Raw genomic sequence first — 20,327 nt, 5'->3', positions numbered from 1 at the left:
TATTTTATATAATAAAGTAAAGCTCCCATAGCTGATTTTTTTTATATAGAAAAAAGAAATAAACTAAACAATATAATCAATTAAGAATGAATGCAACAATTACAGCTGTAGGTGGCTTTGTACCGACTTCTATACTTAGTAATGAGACAATATCAGAAACAGTTAATACAACTGTAGACTGGATTGAAAAAAGAACCGGAATAAAAGAACGTAGGTTAGCTTCGAGCAAAGACCAAGGAACCTCCGACCTTGCTTGTGCTGCAATTGAAAATTTATTACAAAACTATGAGGTTGACCGAAAAGAAATAGACTGTGTATTGTTGGCAACAACAACTCCAGACCACCTATTGACTCCTACCGCAAGTAAAGTATGTGAAATAAGCAGATTAACCAATGCGTTTGGGCTTGATCTTAATGCGGCTTGTAGTGGCTTTTTGTATGCACTCGAAATGGCTACGACTATGATTGAAAGTGGTCGATATGCAAAGATTATTGTAGTTGGAGCTGATAAAATGAGTTCAATTGTAGATTATGAAGATCGAAATACTTGTATTCTTTTTGGTGATGGAGCAGGTGCTGTACTCCTTGAAAAAACAGACTCAGAATATGGAATGATGAAAAGTATCTTGCGTACAGACGGAAGCGGTACATCAGCATTGTTTGTGCCTGCGGGCGGTTCTAAGCTTCCTGCTACAGTGGGAACTATTGTAAACCGAGATCATTATATTAAGCAAGAAGGTGCTTTTGTATTTAAAAAAGCAGTAGAATCTATGAGTAGTGTTTCTCAAGATGTTCTTGTAAGTAATGATTTGAGGATAGAAGATATTGATTGGGTTGTGCCACATCAGGCTAATTTAAGAATTATTACTGCTGTAAGCGAAAGTTTAAATATCGGGATAGAAAAGGTTAAAGTAAATATTGATAAATATGGTAATACAACATCAGCCACAATTCCGTTGTGTCTTTGGGATTTTGTAGCTGATTTTAAACAAGGGCAGAACATCCTGATTACTACCTTTGGAGCTGGTTTTTCGTGGGGAGCTACTTGCGTAAAATGGGGAGTGATGAGAAAGCACAAACCTGTAGATTTTTCAAAAAATGATAAAAAATCTGAATATACTTTAACACATTAACAGGAGTAATTAATGTGCTAATTTTCTTAATTAAATAACTGTTCTTATATTCGCTTATGAATTCAAACGTGCAAAATAAAATGAAGGGAAAGAATTTTTTCTATAAATATTATAGAATTATAGTAATACCAGTCGTTTTTTTAGTGTACTTATCATCTTATTTTTTTTTAAATCCTTACCGGAATTTTCATGATGATTCTTTATTTGATTTAAATTGGACTCTTGATGTATTTTTTATTTTAGTATATTGTGCTGTCCTTACAGAGTTAAGTCTTTTTGTAGGGCGTACTCTAAATCATTGGATTAGTTGGGAACAAAAGCCTATTTTTAGAGCCTTTATGCAATTTTTGTCTCTCATTATAGGTAACATTCTATTGAATTACCTATTCTCCTATTTATGGCATTTTTTTTATCCTGGGACATCACTAAAAGAAAATGAACTTCTTATCATATGGCAATCAAATTTGATGGCAGTCATATTATCACTTTTTATAAGTTTTATTCATACCAGTATATTTTTGCTTAATCGATGGCGCGTAACTTCTGAGGAGGCTGCAGAGTTAAAAATTAAGGCTTCACAACTTCAGGAAGCAGTAACCCGATCAGAATTAGAATCTTTAAAATTACAACTTGACCCACATTTTACTTTTAATAATTTTAGTACTCTTACTGAATTAATTCACGAAGATCCATTATCGGCGGCATCATTTTTAGAGAATATCACAAAGGTTTATCGTTATATGATTTCTAACCTAAACAAGGATACTATTACAGTAAGAGAAGAGATTGAATTTTTAAATGCTTATTTTTATCTTTTAAAAAAACGCCTCGGCGAGAAGATAGAGTTGAAACTACAAGTGAATGCGTCTACCCTAGATCGTCATTTGCCACCTTTAACACTGCAATTACTGGTAGAAAATGCTGTTAAACACAATGTTGCTACTCTATCTAATCCACTTATAATTTCTATTTATTCGGATGTTGGAGATATTATTGTAATGAATAATTTGCAACCTACATCAGGTCAAAGTTTTAATTCTACTGGTGTTGGGAATAAGAATATTGAGTTTAGATATAAAATATTATTTAATCGGATGCCTGTTTTTTCTGAGTCTAATGGTTTTTATAGTGTTCGTTTGCCCTTAATAAAATAATATGAAAATTTTAATTGTAGAAGATGAAATTATCAACGCCAATCGTCTTAAAAGACTGTTGGAAGAATTGGAACCTGACTGTAAAATTTTGGAAATTATAGATACAGTTCAAGGTACGATAACATGGTTAAATAACAATGTTATGCCTGATTTAATTACAATGGATATTCGTCTGGCTGATGGGATAAGTTTCTCGATTTTTGAAGAGGTAAAAATTACTTGTCCTATTATATTTACTACTGCTTATGATGAATATGCAGTAAGGGCTTTTAAAGTTAATAGTATTGATTATTTAATGAAACCGATTGAAAAGACGGAACTTCAAGATGCTTTAACTAAATTTAAGTCTTTAGCAAGTACTAAAAATAACAATGAGGATATTGCTGGGTTTTTTAAAAAATTCATTCATAAACCCTCTTTTAGATTACGCTTTTTAGTGACTTATCGTGATGGATATAAAAGTGTAGATGTTACCGATATTGATTTTATATACTCGGAATTTAAAACATCACATCTTTTTCTTAAAAATGGTACCATTATATCAATTCCTCAAACAATGGAAGAGCTTGAAGAAGAGCTTGATCCAGATGTTTTTTTTAGAGCCAACAGGCAATTTTTTATACGTGTTGAAAGTATAAAATCTATTTCTAATTACTTCAATGCTAAGCTTAAAATAGTACTTTACGGAGCTTCTGACCGCGAGGTAATTATAAGCCGAGAAAAAGCACCTTTTTTTAAACAATGGATGGATCGCTAGTAAGTTAAAATAAATCATTTTAGAAGGTATGCCTTACTAGTTTTATACATACAAATCTTTTTGTTACAAGGATTATTTATCATTTATGCAATGGTTAAAAGCGATAATCTAATTATACAATCTTTCTTCGTGTAGTTATGCTTTGCAGAGGGTATTTCGGGGGTATTTAGAACAACTATTTTAGGTATTAAATAGGTTAGAGTATACAAAACTAAAACAAATTCAGTTTTTTCATTACATAATTCCGCATGTTGTTTTCCTTTGGTAACCTGCGTATTCGTTTCAGTATTGAAAAATTACGGTTGGGTAATATTCTAGCTATAAAAGAGAGATTTGGATTGTTATTTTGCATCAAATTCGATGTATTCATTAAAATGAAATAAAATGACAAAACAGTTTTTCCAAAATAATAAAACACTCAGTAAGATGGTAGTTTTATTGATTATCATTAGCTTTTCTTCATGTGGAAAAGCTGGAGCAGAAGCTTTAGGAGCCCCAAAACCAGAAGTAGATTTTCTTCAGGCTAAATCTATAACAGGCGAGGTTGAAAAAAAATACCCAGGAATTATCGAAGGTTCAGTTAATGTTGATTTAAAACCTCAGGTATCAGGATATCTTGAAGCAATTTATGTAAAAGAAGGAGATTACGTAACTAAGGGGCAATCACTTTTTAAAATTAAATCGGATGTTTTTATAGAGCAAGTTAATAATACCCGTGCAACATATAAGAGCGCATTGGCAAATCTTGCAAATGCTAAATTGGAGATAGAAAAGATTAAGCCTCTTGTTGCTGCAAAAGTATACTCAGATATGCAATTAAAAACGGCACAGGCTAATTATGAAGCGGCTGTTGCACAAGTAGCTCAAGCAAAAGCAGCTTTAGGATCTTCGCAACTTAATGCTGATTTTTCTTTGATTAAAGCACCAGTAAGTGGTTATATCAGCCGTATTCCTAATCGTGTAGGTAATTTGGTTACACCAACAGATGCTGTTCCGTTAACGGTTCTTTCTGAGATTAATACAGTATTTGTGTATTTCTCATTGAGTGAATCTGATTATCTCTCTTTTTCAAAAGATTCTCAATTAAATCAATCAGTAAGTTTGATTTTGGCAGATGATAGTTTATACGAGCATCAGGGAAAACTAGAATTTGCCAGTGGTAATATTGATCGTACTACAGGAACTATTGCATTAAAAGCAGTTTTTTCAAATCCAAAAAAACAATTACGTTCAGGAGGTTCAGCAAGAGTTGTATTGAACAGTAGTTTGGCTTCGGTAATTACCGTTCCAATGGCTAGTGTAAAAGATATACAGGATAAGTTTTTTGTTTATGTTTTAAAAGAAGGGAACAAAGTTGCAATGGTTCCTATTGAAATTGCAGCTAATACCGGAACAAACTATTTTGTGAAAGCTGGAGTAAAATCAGGAGATAAAATAGCATTAAATAATATCGATGCACTTTATGACGGTATTGAAATAGTTCCAAAAGTAACTACAAAAGCGTTGAGCAATAAATAATTTTTTGGTTTTAATATAAATAACATTTCTATGTTAAAAAAAATAATAGATAAGCCTGTATTGGCTACGGTTATCTCCATTGTATTGGTGATATTGGGTATTATAGGTCTTACAAGATTATCTGTAACTAGGTTTCCAGATATTGCGCCACCAACTGTAATGGTAAGTGGTATTTACCCTGGTGGAAATAGTGAAACAGTTATTCGTTCAGTGGTAACTCCGCTTGAGGAGCAAATAAATGGAGTTGAGAATATGCAGTATATAAAATCTACTGCTAGTAATGATGGAACTTTTTCTATCAGTGTAATTTTTAAACAAGGAGTAGATCCTGATCAGGCTGCAGTAAATGTGCAAAATAGAGTACAGCAGGCCACTCCAAAATTACCACAAGAAGTTATCAGAATGGGGCTTACGACCTCTAAGCAGCAAAATAGTATGATTGTTATTTTCAATCTTTATACAGAAGATAATAGCAAATACGATGAGTTGTTTTTACAAAATTATGCCAATATCAACCTTGTTCCGCAAATAAAACGTGTTCCAGGTGTAGGTCAGGTACAAATTTTTGGGGAAAAAGATTACTCGATGCGAGTTTGGCTTGACCCTCGCAAAATGGCAAATGCGGGTTTAGTACCGTCTGATATAAGTCAGGCAATTGCAGATCAAAGTTTAGAATCGGCTCCAGGAAAATTAGGAGAAGAATCAAAGTCAGCTTTAGAGTATGTTATCAGATATAGGGGGAAGAAAAATAAGCCAGAGCAGTATGAAAATATTGTGGTTAAAACAGATGGCAATAATATTTTAAGACTTAGAGATGTAGCTAGAGTAGAATTTGGTTCCATTTCTTATAGTGGAGACAATAAGTCAAGCGGAAAAAATGCCGTTACTATGGCTATATTACAGACATCAGGTTCGAATGCAAACGACATCGAAATTGGGATTAATAAAGAAGTAGAACGTTTGTCTAAATCTTTTCCTCCAGGCGTTAAATATGTTAATGTAATGAGTACCAAAGAAAGACTCGATGAAGCGATAGGACAAGTAAAAACGACATTGTTAGAAGCTTTTATTCTGGTTTTTATAGTAGTATTTATATTCCTTCAGGACATTCGATCGACGATTATTCCCGCAATTGCAGTTCCGGTAGCGATTGTAGGAACTTTTTTCTTCCTGTTAGTGTTTGGGTTTACAATCAATGTTTTAACACTTTTTGCTTTGGTACTAGCCATTGGTATCGTAGTCGATGATGCAATTGTAGTAGTCGAAGCTGTTCATAGTAAAATGGAAGAAGATTCTGAACTTTCGGCAAAAGAAGCTACTCATAGTGCCATGGCAGAGATTACAGGAGCTGTTATTTCGATAACACTAGTAATGTCGGCAGTATTTATTCCGATTGGTTTCATGACAGGATCATCAGGTATTTTCTATAAGCAATTTGCTTATACACTTGCTATTGCAATCATTATTTCGGCTGTAAATGCACTTACGCTTACACCAGCATTATGTGCACTTTTATTAAAGAATGACCATAGTGGTAAACATGAAGGGAATGCTCATAAAACGGGATTTAAAGAGCGTTTTTTCATAGGATTCAATACAGGATTTAATAATTTAACTGGTAAATACATTAAAGGAGTTCGTTTTCTTATTGGTAGAAAATGGCTTGCAGGAGGATTAGTTGTAGGGATAAGTGTTATAGCTATCGTGATGATGATGTCAACTCCAAAAAGTTTTGTACCAATGGAAGATGATGGGTTTATGCTTTACAGTTTATCAATGCCACCAGGAACTGCATTGGATCGTACTACAGCAGTAGTTGAAAAGATTGAAAAAGAACTTTCGACAGTAGATGCAATTGACAATAATACCAGTATTACAGGTTTTAATATTCTTAGTAATAGTGCCAGTCCAGCGTACGGATTAGGGTTTATAAAATTAAAACCTAAAAAGGATAGGGGGGCAGTTAAAGATATTGAAGAGGTTCTTAATATGGTTAGCGGCAAATTATCGGGTATAAAAGAAGGTTCAATAATGGTGTTAAGAATGCCACCTGTAGAAGGATTTGGAGTAACAAGTGGTGCAGAGATAGTGCTTCAAGACAGAACAGCGCGTGATCCAGCTACATTAAAAGCGATGACTGATAAAGTGATCGGGCAAATTATGCAGCAACCAGGAGTTCAATATGCTTATACAACATTTAGAGCAGATTATCCGCAGTTTGAACTTGAAGTAGATGAAGAGAAAGCCAGTCAAATGGGAGTTAATATTCGTGAGCTTTTAAACAATATCCAAACTTATTTTGCGGGAGATCAGTCGGCGGATTTTACAAGATTCGGAAAGTTTTACAGAGTTAATGTCAAAGCCGATGGGATTTTTAGAACAGATCAAGATGCGTTTAATGAAATATTTGTGAGGAATGCAAAAATGGAAATGGTTCCTGTAAAATCTCTTGTTAAGCTACATAAGGTTTATGGGCCAGAATCAGTAAACCGTTACAATCTTTACAATTCGGTTAATATTACTGCTGTAGCATTACCAGGATTTAGTAATGGGGAAATTATGGGTAATCTAGAAACAGTTTTGGATAAACTTCCGTCTGATTATAGTTATGAGTGGACAGGGTTGAGCCTTGAAGAAAAAGAAGGAGGTAATCAGACTATTGCCATATTTGGTTTATGTCTTTTATTTGTTTTCTTTTTATTGGCTGCACAGTACGAAAGTTATTTATTGCCTCTAGCAGTATTGCTTTCTATCCCAACAGGTATATTAGGTGCTTTTTTGGGTGTTAAAGCAGTAGGGCTTGACAATAATATTTATGTTCAGGTTGGTTTAATTATGCTGGTCGGACTTTTGGCGAAAAACGCCATTCTTATTGTAGAATTTGCTCTTCAAAGACGTTATGCAGGTTTGTCTATTACAGAAGCAGCTATTGAGGGAGCTAGATCGAGACTACGACCAATTATCATGACATCTCTAGCTTTTATTGCAGGTATGATACCATTAATGTTTGCCACAGGAGGAACAGCAATAGGAAACAGATCAATAAGTGTAAGTGCTGCTATAGGAATGTTTAGTGGCGTTGTTTTGGGAGTTTTTGTAATTCCGTTACTTTTTATACTATTTCAATATCTACAAGAAAAAGTATCAGGTAAGAAGATTGTAATTAAAAATATAAAATAATAATGAGAGTACTATATAAAATTGGGATTTCTTTATTTGCAGGTGTTTTGCTAACATCTTGTGTAATAGGGAAAAAATATTCTCGAGCAGATTTAAATGTACCCGAAAAATATCGTGAAGAGATACTATTGACCGGAGATACTATTTTGCATTCTTGGAAAAATTACTATAAAGATCCATTGTTGGTTGATTTGATAGAAAAAGCCCTCATTAAAAACAACGAGGTACTTGTTGCCATGAAAAGCATGGAGCAGCTTGATCTTACTTATAAACAAGCAAAATTAGGATTATTACCAACGCTTGATTTTGATGCAAATGCGAGTCGTAGTTATCAGTCTAAAAACTCACTTAATGGTTCTTTGAGTGCGCAGTTTACGAGTAAAGATTATATGGACGATTATAATGCAAATATTCAGTTGTCTTGGGAAGCAGATATATGGGGGAAAGCAACGATGCAGAAAAGAGAGGCCAAAGCTAGTTATTTTGCTCAAAAAGAGAATCTTTCGGCTTTAAAAACTAGGATTATAGTTCAGGTTGCTCAATCATATTACAATCTTTTAGGATTGGATGAACAACTTAAAATTGCTCAAAAAAATATTGAGTTAAGTGATAGTACTTTAAAGATGATGAAACTGCAATATAATTCAGGAGCAATTAGTTCTTTGGCGCTTTATCAGACAGAAGCTCAGAAAAAAACGGCGGAATTATTAGTTCCTTTAGCGAAAACGAATATTGCAGTTCAGGAAAATGCATTGCAAATTTTATGTGGTGAATATCCAGATAAAATAGTGCGGTCAGGAAATCTTGAAGTGGCAGAATTTAGTATTGGTTTGCCTTCAGGGATTCCCGCGTCGCTTTTAAGTCGCAGACCAGACGTTAAAGCTGCTGAATATGCTGTTATGTCTGCTAATGCTAAAACAGGATTGGCAAAAGCTACTATGTATCCAACACTAAGTTTGCGTCCGTCAATCGGAAAAAATTCATTTGAGTTTGATACTTGGTTTAATTTTCCAGGTTCGGTCACTAAAACTATTGCAGCTAATTTAGTACAGCCAATATTTAGAAAACGCGAATTAAGAACGGCTTATGAAATTGCAATTATAGAACAGGAAAAAGCAGTTATTCAGTTTAAGCAATCTTATATAACAGCCGTTGGAGAAGTAAACGATGCAATGTCTCAATTAAAATATGCCGATGAGCGTATGGAACTTGCTACTGAAAAAGCAGTTTCTTTAGACAAAGCAACCTCTGATGCCACATTATTATATAAAAGCGGTATGGTAACTTATTTAGACGTTATTGTAGCTCAAAACGGAGCTTTACAAAATGACTTAGATGTTGTAGCTATAAAATTAGAAAAGCTAAATGCTGCGATAAATTTATATCGTGCCTTAGGAGGCGGAGTACAATAGATAGTTGTTAAGCAAAAGCGAACCTGTTAGGTATAATAATATTAACAACATAGCGACATAGATTTTTAAACTTAAAAAAAGACGTTTCACTTGTTTTAAAGACATATAGTTAGAATTATGTGAAAGAAATGTATTTCTTTTTGAACCCTTTAGCACATATAAAACCTATATGTTAAATGAAGTTTTCTAGACACGAAGAAGGGAACATACGAGGTAATTGAACCCAACTGGTTAAAAATAATCCATCAGCTTTATAATAATTTGTAGAGATGATGGATTTTTTTTTGCCCATTTTACAAGGCATATAGCATGTGTTTAAATTTTTTTTGCGGAATTTCACAGATATTAAAAACCAAATTGGAAGTTATAGCGTAAATGACTTTATAAACTTATAAATTAAATTATAACAATTTTAAAAACTAAATCATGAAAACTAAAAACATTTTAACAGCAGCAATTTTTGCATTAGTATTTGGAGCAACTTCTTTCGCTCAAAAATCAGTTATGGTTGGTGGAGCAGCAATGTATCCAAACAAAAACATTATTGAAAACGCAGTGAATTCAAAAGACCACACCACATTAGTAGCAGCAGTTAAAGCGGCAGGTTTGGTAGAAACATTAGAAGGTAATGGCCCCTTCACTGTTTTTGCTCCAACAAATGAAGCATTTAATAAATTACCAAAAGGAACAGTTGAAACATTATTGAAACCAGAAAACATTAAAACATTGCAAAATATTTTGACCTACCATGTTGTGGCTGGAAAAATGAATGCAGCTGATATTGCCAAAGCAATAAAAATGGGTGGAGGTAAAACAGCATTGAATACTGTAAGTGGTGGTACACTAACAGCTTGGATGAAAGGAAAAGATTTGTATATAAGCGACGAAAGTGGTAATAAAGCTAAAGTAACCATCGCTGACGTTAATCAATCAAATGGTGTGATTCACGTAATTGATGCAGTATTATTGCCAAAAAAATAATTGCAATCGGATTATCCCAATAATCAAAAAAAGTCCTGTATGTTGTACAGGACTTTTTTGTGTTTATATAGATACAGATTTAATCCAAAGCACGTTTCGTTATAAAGTAGCGATAACCAATTATCGCCATTTGCCATTTTTTAGCTTTTGTAATATCAAGTCCTTGCTTGGTAAAACTGGGTAAAATCAATTTGTTTATTTGGGCAAGAATTTTATACATAATGGTAGATTTTTTTTTCAAAGATATACAAAAGACTTTGTAGTGTAACAAAGTCTTTTGTATTGTCAATTTTAAACAAGTTTTTAAATTCCATTTAGGATGGTTTTTTTTTCAAGGCAAGATAATTTTGCTCTGATTTTGTAATGTCTAATTTTAAAAAATCTTGTGTTATCTTTTCATCAGCCAGTAAGTAATCATCGATTAGGAAGTTATCTACTATTCCTGCTACATGATTTACGACTTGAGATTGCACATAATAGATTGTCATATTTATGCCATTGGATAAAAAAATGATAGTCATATCGTTCTTTAATAACTGCCAGTGTAATTTCTGGGATTTCAATTACTTCATTACTATAGTTATCATTTTTTTGTTTTATTTCATTTTGATTAATATCTGTTTTTGACCAAAACAAAAGCTGAAAATGAGCAGAAATACTGAAATTAAAAATGTTTCTTTCTCTTTATTTTGATTTGTTTTCTTTTTCAAACGTGTTCATCTCTTTCTCATGCTTTTTTATGTCTTGATTAAATTTTTCCATTTTCTTATTAAATTGTTGCATTTCAATGTCAAATTTGGCCATTTCTTTTTCAAAAACCGCTTCACGTTTTGCCATTACTACTTCAACTTCTTTCTCGTAAGCAGACATATCTGGTTCAAAAGCTTCCATTTTTTTGTTAAATTCATCCATTGCTTTGTTGAATTTTTGCATTTCTTTCTCATCATTTATATCTTTTGGATGCACAGGAGGTTTTGGCATTTTAGACATGTCAACATTAGCAATAGGCATTGGGCCTTCTGGAAATGATGGTGGAGTTGGAGGCGTAGGCGGAGTAGGAAATTCTTCATTGCTATTGTAACCATTGGCTCCATCTGGACCTTCACCCATAGTTACAGGTTGATGAGTTTTTTCGCCAGTTTGTAAATTAATAGTTTCAGTACCATCTTCATTTTTTATTACAACAACTCCAAATGGTTTTATGGCTTCATTACTGCTGGTTTGCATGATTTGTGCTTTGCCATTTTTTCTTTTTATGTCAACACGTATTCCTGTTAACTCATTAGCCGAATTTCTTGTTATATGACTAAAAGCAAGGATTACTTCATGATTTATTTTTAATTTTTGTACAATTTCATCTAATTCTTTATCAGTTGTATTCTTTTTAATTTTGTATACTAATACATTTTTGGGTTCTGATTTTGAATTTATAACAATATCTTCTTTTACTTCTTTTTGTTCTTTTTCCTGTGCGATTACTTTTACTTGAAATAAGAATACAAATGCTCCTAATACGGGAAGAATTAAGGCATACTTTAAATAATTTCTCTTTTTTGATTGATTTTTGTTTAACATGACGATTCGTTTTTTGATTAATGATTGATAAAAATGATTGGTGATCGCAACACAATTTTCATGCGTTGTTATTTTTAAAAGCGTGTATTGATACGCTTTTTTGTCGGCAATTTTTTTCAAGGCTTCGGCATCGGCAATGAATTCTAGATTTTGCATGATGGCTTTTTTGTAAAGCCAAACCATTGGATTGAACCAAAATATAATACTGAATATCCTTGAAATCAATACATCTGTGGTGTGATTTTGTTCGCTGTGAATTTTTTCATGTTCAAGAATGTTTTCCAGTTCTGTAGAATTGTACAGTGATGAGTTGTACACAATATAACTGAAGAATGAAAATGGGGCAATATTTTCTAAAACATCTACAAGCTTAAAATCAGCTTGATTTTGAATAGTTTTTCCTTTAATAACTCTTTTTAAGCTATAAAAGTCGAAAGCAAATTTTAATAGTAGTAAAATGATGATTGAAACATACAATATGATTAAGCATAAATTTAAATGTGTGTCGAGCCAGGATTCCTCAATAGGAATAGTTTTTACAGCTGCACTATTTATGAGGAAAGTAGAATTTGTTGGAGTAGGAGCAACCCAAACTATTTTGGTATACACTATAAAAGGCAATACAATTGAGGTGATTAATCCCGATAATAAAAACCATCTGTTTGTATTAAAAAAAGTTTCTTTTCGCAATAAAAAATAATATGCTAGATAAAATACAGTGATTAATCCACTAGTTTTAAAAATATAGATAAAAATTGCCTCCATAAATTATTATTTTTTGTTTTCTATCATATCTAAGATTTCACGTAATTCATCTGCCGAAATTTTTTCTTCTTTGGCAAAAAAGGAAACCATATTTTTATACGAACTATTAAAATAATTATCAATTGCCGTATTCATAAACCGTTTGCCATATTCTTTTAAGGTTACTACAGGATAGTATTGGTGCGTGTTTCCAAATGGAGTATGAGCTACAAAACCTTTTTCTTCTAAGTTTCTAACAATAGTTGATAGTGTATTGTAATGTGGTTGATCTTCAGTAATTTCAGCCTGAATTTCTTTTACAAAAGCTTTGTTTAGCTTCCATAAAATGTGCATTATTTCTTCTTCTTTGTTGGTTAACTTTTGCATGTTTTCTAATTTTAAACCAAACTTACAACTATTTTTATAGTTATACAACTATAAAAACAGTTATTTAACTATTTTTGTAGTTACTATGTGAATCAAAGGAGTATAGTTAGAAACGTGTTTCTGTCTTAAATTACTGTTTAACAGGTTATTATGTTATTTTGAAGAATGTTATTTATTTTATGTGGTTATAAAATATTGTTTTCTTTTTGCAATTCTTTCTGAATCCAAAAACAACAAGCAGTTGCAGCTAGTCCGATAGTACCCATTATAAACCAATTCGACTGGTATCCAAATCTGGTAATAAATTCAAAACCGAGTTTTGAGCTAATAATATGTGCCAAACTAAAGCTCATGGTATATAAAGCCATATAGCGTCCTTCTTGACCACGTGGGGCTCGGCTTAAAGCAAAAGCATTAGAGAAAGGGAAAGCTAATATCTCTCCCAATGAGACCATGATCATTGCAAAAACAAGTACTCCTGCCCAAACATTAATTAATAATAAATAGAAGCTTGAAGCCATTAATATCGTGCCGTAGATGATTGTTTTTATTTTATGGAAAGCACTTCTTTCTAAATAGCTCACAATCGGCATTTCGAGCGAAAATATCATAAGTCCGTTTAGTGTCATTAATAATCCTGTTTGTAATTCGCTTAAGCCAAATTTTTCATTGTGATATAATGGTAAAGTTGTAAAAAGCTGAAAGAAAATTATAGCAGTTGCAAAACTTACAAATAAAAACATCCAAAATATCTTGTCTTTAAAGACCGATTTTGGTTCGCTTATTATATCATGACTACTGTCATGAACTGGTTTTTTCTTTTCTTTTACTAATAATGCAAAAATTGAAATTGCTACAATGCAAGATGTTCCATCGACCCAAAACAATCCTTGGTAACCAATCCCCATAATAATTAAACCTCCTAATGCAGGACCAGCAGCAAAACCAAGATTTACTGCAAGACGCACCAAAGTTAAGGCGCGAGTTCTATTTTCGGGTTTGGCATAAGCACTTAGAGAAACATACATCGCAGGACGAAACATATCGGCGATGACCATAATACTAAACATTACAAAACATAATGCCCAGAAAGTCGTTATATACTGTAAAAAGAACAAGGAGATTCCGCTGGTAAATAAACTAAATACCATTATTTTGTAAAAGCCTATTTTATCAGATAACTTACCACCAAGCCAGGAACCCAACATAGAACCTAACCCAAAAGCAACCATAATCCAGCCCACTTCATTGTATGTGAATTGAAGGTCTTCTTTTAAGTATTTTGATAAAAACGGAAGAACCATTGTTCCGGCACGATTAATAAACGTAACAAGTGTAAGTATCCAAATTTCTCTAGAAAATCCTCTAAAATTGTTTATATAGCGTTGAAAGGCGTTGATTAGCATTATAAATGGGTTATATCTACAAAGTTATAAAACTTTGTAACTTACAGTCTTTGTTGCTTTGTTACTTTTAATCTATTTTTGCTAAAATTTATAAGATGAAAAATCTAATTCTGTTTTTAGTCCTTTTTGTATTTAACTTTGGCTTTGCCCAAGAAAAATTTGATCGTGTTGCTATCGAAAACTTTCAAAAGACAATTAATAGTGAATATGCAGATGCAAAAACAAGTCCATTGCTACCAGAAGATCTAAAAACTTTTGAGACATTAGATTTTTATCCAATAAATAAAAAATATGCTGTTGTGGCTAAATTTGTGAAAGCCAAAAAAGAGAAGCCTTTTGAGATGAAAACTTCTACAACAAGAAAACCAATGTATATAAAATATGGAACAGTATATTTTACAATTGATGGCGTTGACTTACAATTGAATGTATATCGCAATATTGATCTTTCTAAAAAAGAAGAGTACAAGGACTATTTATTCTTACCTTTTTTGGATTTAACTTCTGGAAAAGAAACTTATATAGGAGGAAGATATATCGATTTAAAAATCCCAAAAGGAAATACAATTACAATTGATTTTAATCAAGCGTATAATCCGTATTGTGCTTATAATTATAAATATTCTTGTCCAATTGTACCTTTAGAGAATGATTTGAACGTGGCGATAGAAGCAGGTGTTAAAAAGTTTCATGATTAATGCAATTTATTAATTTCCATACACATAAATCAGCAGATCGTCAAGATGTTTTGGATATAGTAAATCAATATCCTAATGAGTTTGACGAAAGCATAGCTTTTTATTCTATAGGAATTCACCCTTGGTATATTGTAAAGGAACGAATTGAGGCTGACTTAGAAATTATAAATCAAAAATTGATTGCCAAGAATTGTTTAGCCCTTGGCGAATGTGGTTTAGACAAACGAACAGAAGTTCCGTTTGAATTACAGGCAGCTGTTTTTGAAAGGCAATTACTTTTAGCTCAAAAGCATCAAAAGCCTGTTGTTGTACATTGCGTAGCGGCGTTTCAGGAAGTAATTGCTTTGAAGAAAAAATTAAATATTACAGTTCCTATGATTATTCATGGTTTTGCTAAGAACGAGCAAGTAGCGAAGCAACTTTTAGATAATGGATTTTATCTTTCTTTCGGAAAATATTTAATTAAGAATCCTCATTTAGAAATTGTTTTTAAAAGTATTCCTAATAATCGATTTTTTCTGGAAACAGATATAATCGATGAAACTATAGAAATAGTGTATGCTCTAGCAGCAAAATATAAAAACATAACAGTTGATGAATTACGGCAAGTAATCACTAGTAATTATAAGACCGTATTTAACAAATAAAAAAGGTTTAGATTTTCAAAACCTTAATAATAGTAAACTTTAAAAAAAATTATATGGCAGAGTGGACGGAAAGAGCCGAATTATTATTTAAAAAAGAAGGATTAGATAATCTTAAAAATTCGCATGTTCTTGTTGTAGGATTAGGTGGAGTGGGGTCTTTTGCAGCCGAGTTTTTGGCAAGAGCAGGAATAGGGACAATGACTATTGTAGATGGTGATGTAGTAGATATTACCAATATAAACAGGCAATTACCAGCTTTGCACTCGACTGTTGGACAACCTAAAGTTACAGTTGTAGGAGATCGTTTGATGGACATTAATCCAGAATTAAAACTAATACGAGTTCAGGAGTTTCTTTCGCCAGAGCGCGCTTTTGAGATAGTTACTGAAGAATTTGATTATGTTTTGGATTGTATTGATAGCGTTACTCCAAAACTAAATTTAATTATTGCTGCCAAACGCAAGCGAGTGAAAATTATTAGCAGCATGGGAGCAGGTGGAAAAATGGAAGCTTCGAAAGTAAAAGTTGCAGATATTTCTAATACAATAAATTGCTATTTTGCTAAAACAATTCGTAGAAGATTAAAAGAAGCCAAAATAGATAAATTGAAAGTGGTATTTTCATCAGAGATTCAGGATGAAGCAAGTTTAAAAATGACCGATGGATCTAATTTTAAGAAATCATTTTACGGAACAAATAGCTATATGCCAGGATTATTTGGTTTATATACAGCCGAAACAGTGATTCGTTATTTGCTTAAGAAGTAGTTTTTAGTCGCAGTATTTAGTCGCGTATTATAGGCTTTGATAATTAAGAATTTATATAGCATATAATCTATATTCAGGATTTATATAGTATATAATCTAAACGTAGAATGTTTTTTACAATATAAAACCTTTGTTCCGATAACTATCGGAACTTTGTAGCTTAGAACCATAGAACCTAAAAAAGATGATAAAAACAGTAATTTTCGATATGGACGGTGTAATTGTAGATACAGAACCCGTACATTATTATGCCTATCACAAGCAATTTTCGGAATTAAATATTGATGTAACCGATGAGGTTTATGCAACATTTACAGGGTTTTCGACACGAAATACATTTCAAGCCTTAAAGAACATTTTCCCAACGATAGAACAAGAGGTAGAAGATTTGATTCAGAGAAAAAGAACTATTTTTAATGATGCTTTCGATACCAAAGAAGATTTATACTTGCTAGATGGCGTTGCGGATTTAATAAAGGATTTATATGCTAATGGAATGCAATTGATCTTGGCATCGTCAGCTTCAAAAGTGACTATTGAGCGTGTTTTTACACGTTTTAATTTACATCAATATTTTACCGATATTGTTAGTGGAGAAGACTTCCCGCAATCAAAGCCTAATCCAGCTATATTTTTGCATGCAGCATCATTGTCTAAAGCACCAAAAGAGGATTGTATTGTCATCGAAGATAGTACTAATGGTGTGAAAGCAGCAAAAGCAGCAGGAATATATTGTGTGGGGTATAATAGCGAACATTCCAAAATGCAGGACTTATCAGATGCAGATGAGGTTATTAATCATTTTGAAGAACTCAATTTTGAGAAAATAGTAGCAATAAAGTCTTCTATTAGGTAATTATTAACATTTCGAATTGAATGAATTCGTAATTTTGGGAAAACAAAAAAACTATAAATAATGAAAAAAATACTTATTGCCTTAGCAATTGTTATTGCTCCATTTGTAGCAGAAGCACAAATAAAAACTCCTCAAGCGAGTCCAAAAGCAGTTGTAAACCAGATGGTTGGTTTAACAGATGTAGAAGTTACTTACTCAAGACCAGGCGCAAGAGGTAGAGCAGTATTTGGAAATTTGGTTCCGTTTGGTAAATTATGGAGAACGGGAGCAAACGAAAATTCAGTAATATCATTTAGTGATGATGTTGTAATTGATGGTAAAACGTTGAAAAAAGGGAAATATGCTCTCTTTACTGTTCCAAGAATTGAAAGTTGGGATGTTATTTTCTACTCAAAAACAGATAACTGGGGATTGCCAGAAAATTGGAGTGATGCTGACGTAGCTTTAAAAACTACTGTAAAAGAAGATGCTTTAAATAAAGCAGTTGAAACATTTACAATAGGAATTAATAATTTAGATGCTAATTCAGGAACTATTGATATTGCTTGGGAGAATTCTTCAGTATCAGTAAAATTTGAAGTTCCTACAGATAAATTGGCTTCAGAAAGTATCAAAAGAGTATTGGCTGGACCATCATCAAATGATTATTTTGCTGCAGCGCAATATACTTTCCAAGCAAAAGGGGGAGATATCGCTAAAGCAAAAGAATATGTAGATAAAGCAATAGAATTAAGCGCAGACAAGCCTTTCTATTTCTACAGACTTAAATCATTAATTCAAGCTAAACTAGGAGATAAAAAAGGAGCTATCGAAACTGCTAAAGTTTCACTTGCTGCTTCAGAAGCTGCTAAAAATCAGGATTACGTAAAAATGAATAAAGACAGTATTTCTGAATGGAGTAAATAATAATTTATTCTATTACTGAAAAACCCCATTTTGATACTATTTCAAAATGGGGTTTTTTATGTCTTATTCAGAATCTAACAATCTTTTAATTCTATTTAAGTTTCTAAGTGTCATTTGTAAAAATGGTATTCAACGTATATAAAAACATTTAATATTGATAATCAGACAAGGAATCCAAAAAAATAAATTATACAGCCTTATGTGATTTATTTTATGCTAAACGTCTTTTTTAGATGTTGGTAAACATATATTTCTATGCCAGAAAATAATTGTACTTAAGGAGTTAATGTTATTCTAAATGGAATTTCTTAATAATTGTTATTTCTGCTCTTTTTTATATGTTTAGTTTATAATGATGAGAATAAAAAAACGCTGTAAAACTTATGTCTTACAGCGTTTGTAGTAATTTTATATTTGCTAGGCTACTATTTCTTTTTGCTTTCTGAATATAGTAAGTTGCATTATCATAGATAAGAATATGGTTAACATTGCGCCAATAAAGTTAAGCCATAGATAACCTAATTTTTCTTGACCGCTTGGGTAAATCCATATGGTGTAATAGAAGATTATAAAAATGGTAATCTGGCTAATAAGGGCACTATAAAATACTGCTTTAGACTGAACACGCTTGATATAAAATCCAACCAAAAATATTCCTAAAACAGTTCCGTAAAATATAGAACCAATAATGTTTACCAGCTGTATTAAATTCTCGAATAAAGTTCCTATACATGCAAATAGGATAGCGATTATTCCCCAGAATAAAGTAAAAAATTTAGTTGCATATAGATAATGCTTGTCTGATTTTTCGGTTTTAAGGTTACGTTTGTAAATATCGATTGCTGTTGTTGATGCCAAAGCATTTAGTCCTGAAGCGGTAGAGGACATTGCTGCCGAAAGTATTACTGCTAATAACAATCCGATTAATCCTTTTGGTAAATAGTGCAGAATAAAATGAAAGAATACGTAATCTTTATCATTTGTTTCGCTATTGCTGTCGGCTTTTAAAATAATTTCTTTTGCTCTTTCGCGTAAGTCTCTTTCTTTATTAGATAAGGTTACTAATTCTTTTCGTAGAATTGGATTGTCGTAATCTTGATTTAACTGATCGATATATAATAAGTTGATTACTTTTTTGTCTTCAGAAAGAACATCGAGTTTTTTCTCTAGTGCGTGATATTCGCCTTTATACGCAGATTTCTCGATTATAATTTTGTTGTTGGGATTAAAGTTTAAGGGAACAGGATTAAACTGAAAGAATACAAAAACCATTATTCCGGTAAGCAAAATAAAGAATTGCATCGGAACTTTTAAAAGTCCATTCATGATTAATCCCATTTGGCTTTCCTTAACGGATCTACCAGATAAATAGCGGCCAACTTGTGATTGATCCGTTCCAAAATAGGCGAGGGCAAGAAAGAATCCACCAGTAATTCCGCTCCAAAAGGTATATTTTTCTTCGGGATTAAATGAGAAATCTACGATATTCATTTTGTCATTTGCTCCAGCAATATGCATTGCATTGGTAAAAGTCATATCATTAGGCAAGTAATGTAATATCAAGAAAAAGGTAATAAACATTCCCGACATGATAACAAACATTTGTTGTTTTTGGGTAACATTTACTGCTTTCGTTCCTCCTGAGAATGTGTAGATAATTACTAGTACTCCAATTATCACATTCATTAAAGTAAGATTCCATCCTAATAGTGCCGATAATATTATAGCAGGGGCATAAATGGTTAATCCAGTTCCTAAACCTCGCTGAACTAAGAATAAGATCGCCGCAAGAGAACGTGTTTTTAAATCGAATCGTTTCTCTAAAAATTCGTAAGCAGTATATACTTTAAATTTATGATATAATGGGATGAAGGTTACGCAAATAACAATCATTGCAATTGGTAATCCAAAATAAAACTGTACAAACCCCATTCCGTCATGGTAAGCTTGTCCTGGTGTGGATAAAAATGTAATAGCACTTGCTTGTGTTGCCATTACCGAAAGCCCAACGGTGTACCAAGGAGTTTCATTATTGCCTAAAATAAAATCTTCGACGGTTTTACTTCCTTTGGTTTTCCATGAGCCGTAACCAACAATAAATAAAAGTGTAACTATGAGTACAATCCAATCAAATAGTTGCATATGTTATGAGTATAATTGCATTATTAAGTAAAAAACCAGAATATAAATGGCATTGGCTACAAGC

General features: G+C 32.4%; 18 protein-coding genes. 12 read left to right on the top strand and 6 right to left on the bottom strand.

The annotated features are described in order from the left end of the window. The first annotated feature begins 86 nt into the window (after positions 1-86). The 7 genes from IUY40_RS07495 (at position 87) to IUY40_RS07465 (ending at position 10,135) form a co-directional block, all read left to right on the top strand. Positions 87-1,133: a beta-ketoacyl-ACP synthase III gene (locus IUY40_RS07495; protein WP_195736240.1), complete on the top strand. Its 1,047-nt coding sequence runs from the start codon at positions 87-89 to the stop codon at positions 1,131-1,133. Positions 1,134-1,213: 80 nt separating this feature from the next. Then, positions 1,214-2,287, top strand: coding sequence for a histidine kinase (locus IUY40_RS07490; RefSeq protein ID WP_229335437.1), 1,074 nt, complete (start codon positions 1,214-1,216; stop codon positions 2,285-2,287). Between the two features lies 1 nt (position 2,288). Next, entirely contained in the window at positions 2,289-3,044 is a 756-nt protein-coding gene (locus IUY40_RS07485) for a LytTR family DNA-binding domain-containing protein (protein ID WP_195736238.1), read from the top strand. Between the two features lie 384 nt (positions 3,045-3,428). Further along, a complete protein-coding gene (locus IUY40_RS07480) occupies positions 3,429-4,562 on the top strand; it encodes an efflux RND transporter periplasmic adaptor subunit (RefSeq protein ID WP_195736237.1) in 1,134 nt (377 codons plus the stop codon). A gap of 30 nt (positions 4,563-4,592) precedes the next feature. Beyond that, positions 4,593-7,742: an efflux RND transporter permease subunit gene (locus tag IUY40_RS07475; protein WP_195736236.1), complete on the top strand. Its 3,150-nt coding sequence runs from the start codon at positions 4,593-4,595 to the stop codon at positions 7,740-7,742. A 2-nt stretch (positions 7,743-7,744) separates the two neighbouring features. Beyond that, entirely contained in the window at positions 7,745-9,154 is a 1,410-nt protein-coding gene (locus tag IUY40_RS07470; RefSeq protein WP_195736235.1) for a TolC family protein, read from the top strand. Positions 9,155-9,580: 426 nt separating this feature from the next. Then, positions 9,581-10,135 carry a fasciclin domain-containing protein gene (locus tag IUY40_RS07465; protein WP_195736234.1) on the top strand — a complete coding sequence of 185 codons (555 nt, stop codon included), beginning with the start codon at positions 9,581-9,583 and terminating at the stop codon, positions 10,133-10,135. Positions 10,136-10,214: 79 nt separating this feature from the next. On the opposite strand, the gene IUY40_RS07460 is transcribed toward IUY40_RS07465, so the two are convergent. From IUY40_RS07460 to IUY40_RS07440, 5 genes are all read right to left on the bottom strand, one after another. Next, positions 10,215-10,355, bottom strand: a complete 141-nt coding sequence (locus tag IUY40_RS07460) for an SsrA-binding protein (RefSeq protein ID WP_195736233.1) — start codon at positions 10,353-10,355, stop codon at positions 10,215-10,217. Positions 10,356-10,449: 94 nt separating this feature from the next. Beyond that, entirely contained in the window at positions 10,450-10,656 is a 207-nt protein-coding gene (locus tag IUY40_RS07455; RefSeq protein WP_195736232.1) for a hypothetical protein, read from the bottom strand. Between the two features lie 163 nt (positions 10,657-10,819). Next, complete coding sequence (locus tag IUY40_RS07450; RefSeq protein ID WP_195736231.1) at positions 10,820-12,475, bottom strand: M56 family metallopeptidase; 1,656 nt, start codon at positions 12,473-12,475, stop codon at positions 10,820-10,822. A gap of 6 nt (positions 12,476-12,481) precedes the next feature. Beyond that, on the bottom strand, positions 12,482-12,841 hold the full coding sequence (locus IUY40_RS07445; protein WP_195736230.1) for a BlaI/MecI/CopY family transcriptional regulator: 360 nt from the start codon (positions 12,839-12,841) through the stop codon (positions 12,482-12,484). A gap of 185 nt (positions 12,842-13,026) precedes the next feature. Beyond that, complete coding sequence (locus IUY40_RS07440; RefSeq protein WP_195736229.1) at positions 13,027-14,247, bottom strand: MFS transporter; 1,221 nt, start codon at positions 14,245-14,247, stop codon at positions 13,027-13,029. Between the two features lie 95 nt (positions 14,248-14,342). Here IUY40_RS07440 and IUY40_RS07435 point away from each other — a divergent pair, with 95 nt between their 5' ends. The 5 genes from IUY40_RS07435 to IUY40_RS07415 all read left to right on the top strand — a co-directional run bounded on the left by IUY40_RS07435 (position 14,343) and on the right by IUY40_RS07415 (position 18,121). Beyond that, on the top strand, positions 14,343-14,945 hold the full coding sequence (locus IUY40_RS07435; protein ID WP_195736228.1) for a DUF1684 domain-containing protein: 603 nt from the start codon (positions 14,343-14,345) through the stop codon (positions 14,943-14,945). Further along, on the top strand, positions 14,945-15,592 hold the full coding sequence (locus IUY40_RS07430; protein ID WP_195736227.1) for a TatD family hydrolase: 648 nt from the start codon (positions 14,945-14,947) through the stop codon (positions 15,590-15,592). The genes IUY40_RS07435 and IUY40_RS07430 overlap by 1 nt, the downstream gene beginning before the upstream one ends. A gap of 53 nt (positions 15,593-15,645) precedes the next feature. Continuing rightward, a complete protein-coding gene (locus tag IUY40_RS07425; RefSeq protein ID WP_195736226.1) occupies positions 15,646-16,359 on the top strand; it encodes a tRNA threonylcarbamoyladenosine dehydratase in 714 nt (237 codons plus the stop codon). A gap of 184 nt (positions 16,360-16,543) precedes the next feature. Continuing rightward, entirely contained in the window at positions 16,544-17,215 is a 672-nt protein-coding gene (locus tag IUY40_RS07420; RefSeq protein WP_195736225.1) for an HAD family hydrolase, read from the top strand. 60 nt (positions 17,216-17,275) lie between these two features. Beyond that, positions 17,276-18,121, top strand: a complete 846-nt coding sequence (locus tag IUY40_RS07415) for a DUF2911 domain-containing protein (RefSeq protein ID WP_195736224.1) — start codon at positions 17,276-17,278, stop codon at positions 18,119-18,121. A 417-nt stretch (positions 18,122-18,538) separates the two neighbouring features. Here the strand turns inward: IUY40_RS07415 and IUY40_RS07410 are convergent, their stop codons facing one another. Continuing rightward, positions 18,539-20,263 carry a sodium:solute symporter gene (locus IUY40_RS07410; RefSeq protein WP_195736223.1) on the bottom strand — a complete coding sequence of 575 codons (1,725 nt, stop codon included), beginning with the start codon at positions 20,261-20,263 and terminating at the stop codon, positions 18,539-18,541. Positions 20,264-20,327 lie beyond the last annotated feature (64 nt).

The sequence above is a fragment of the Flavobacterium sp. ALJ2 genome (assembly GCF_015594725.1).
GTDB lineage: Bacteria > Bacteroidota > Bacteroidia > Flavobacteriales > Flavobacteriaceae > Flavobacterium.
Note: the sequence above shows the minus strand (reverse complement) of the source record. Positions and strands in the feature narration are given on the sequence as shown.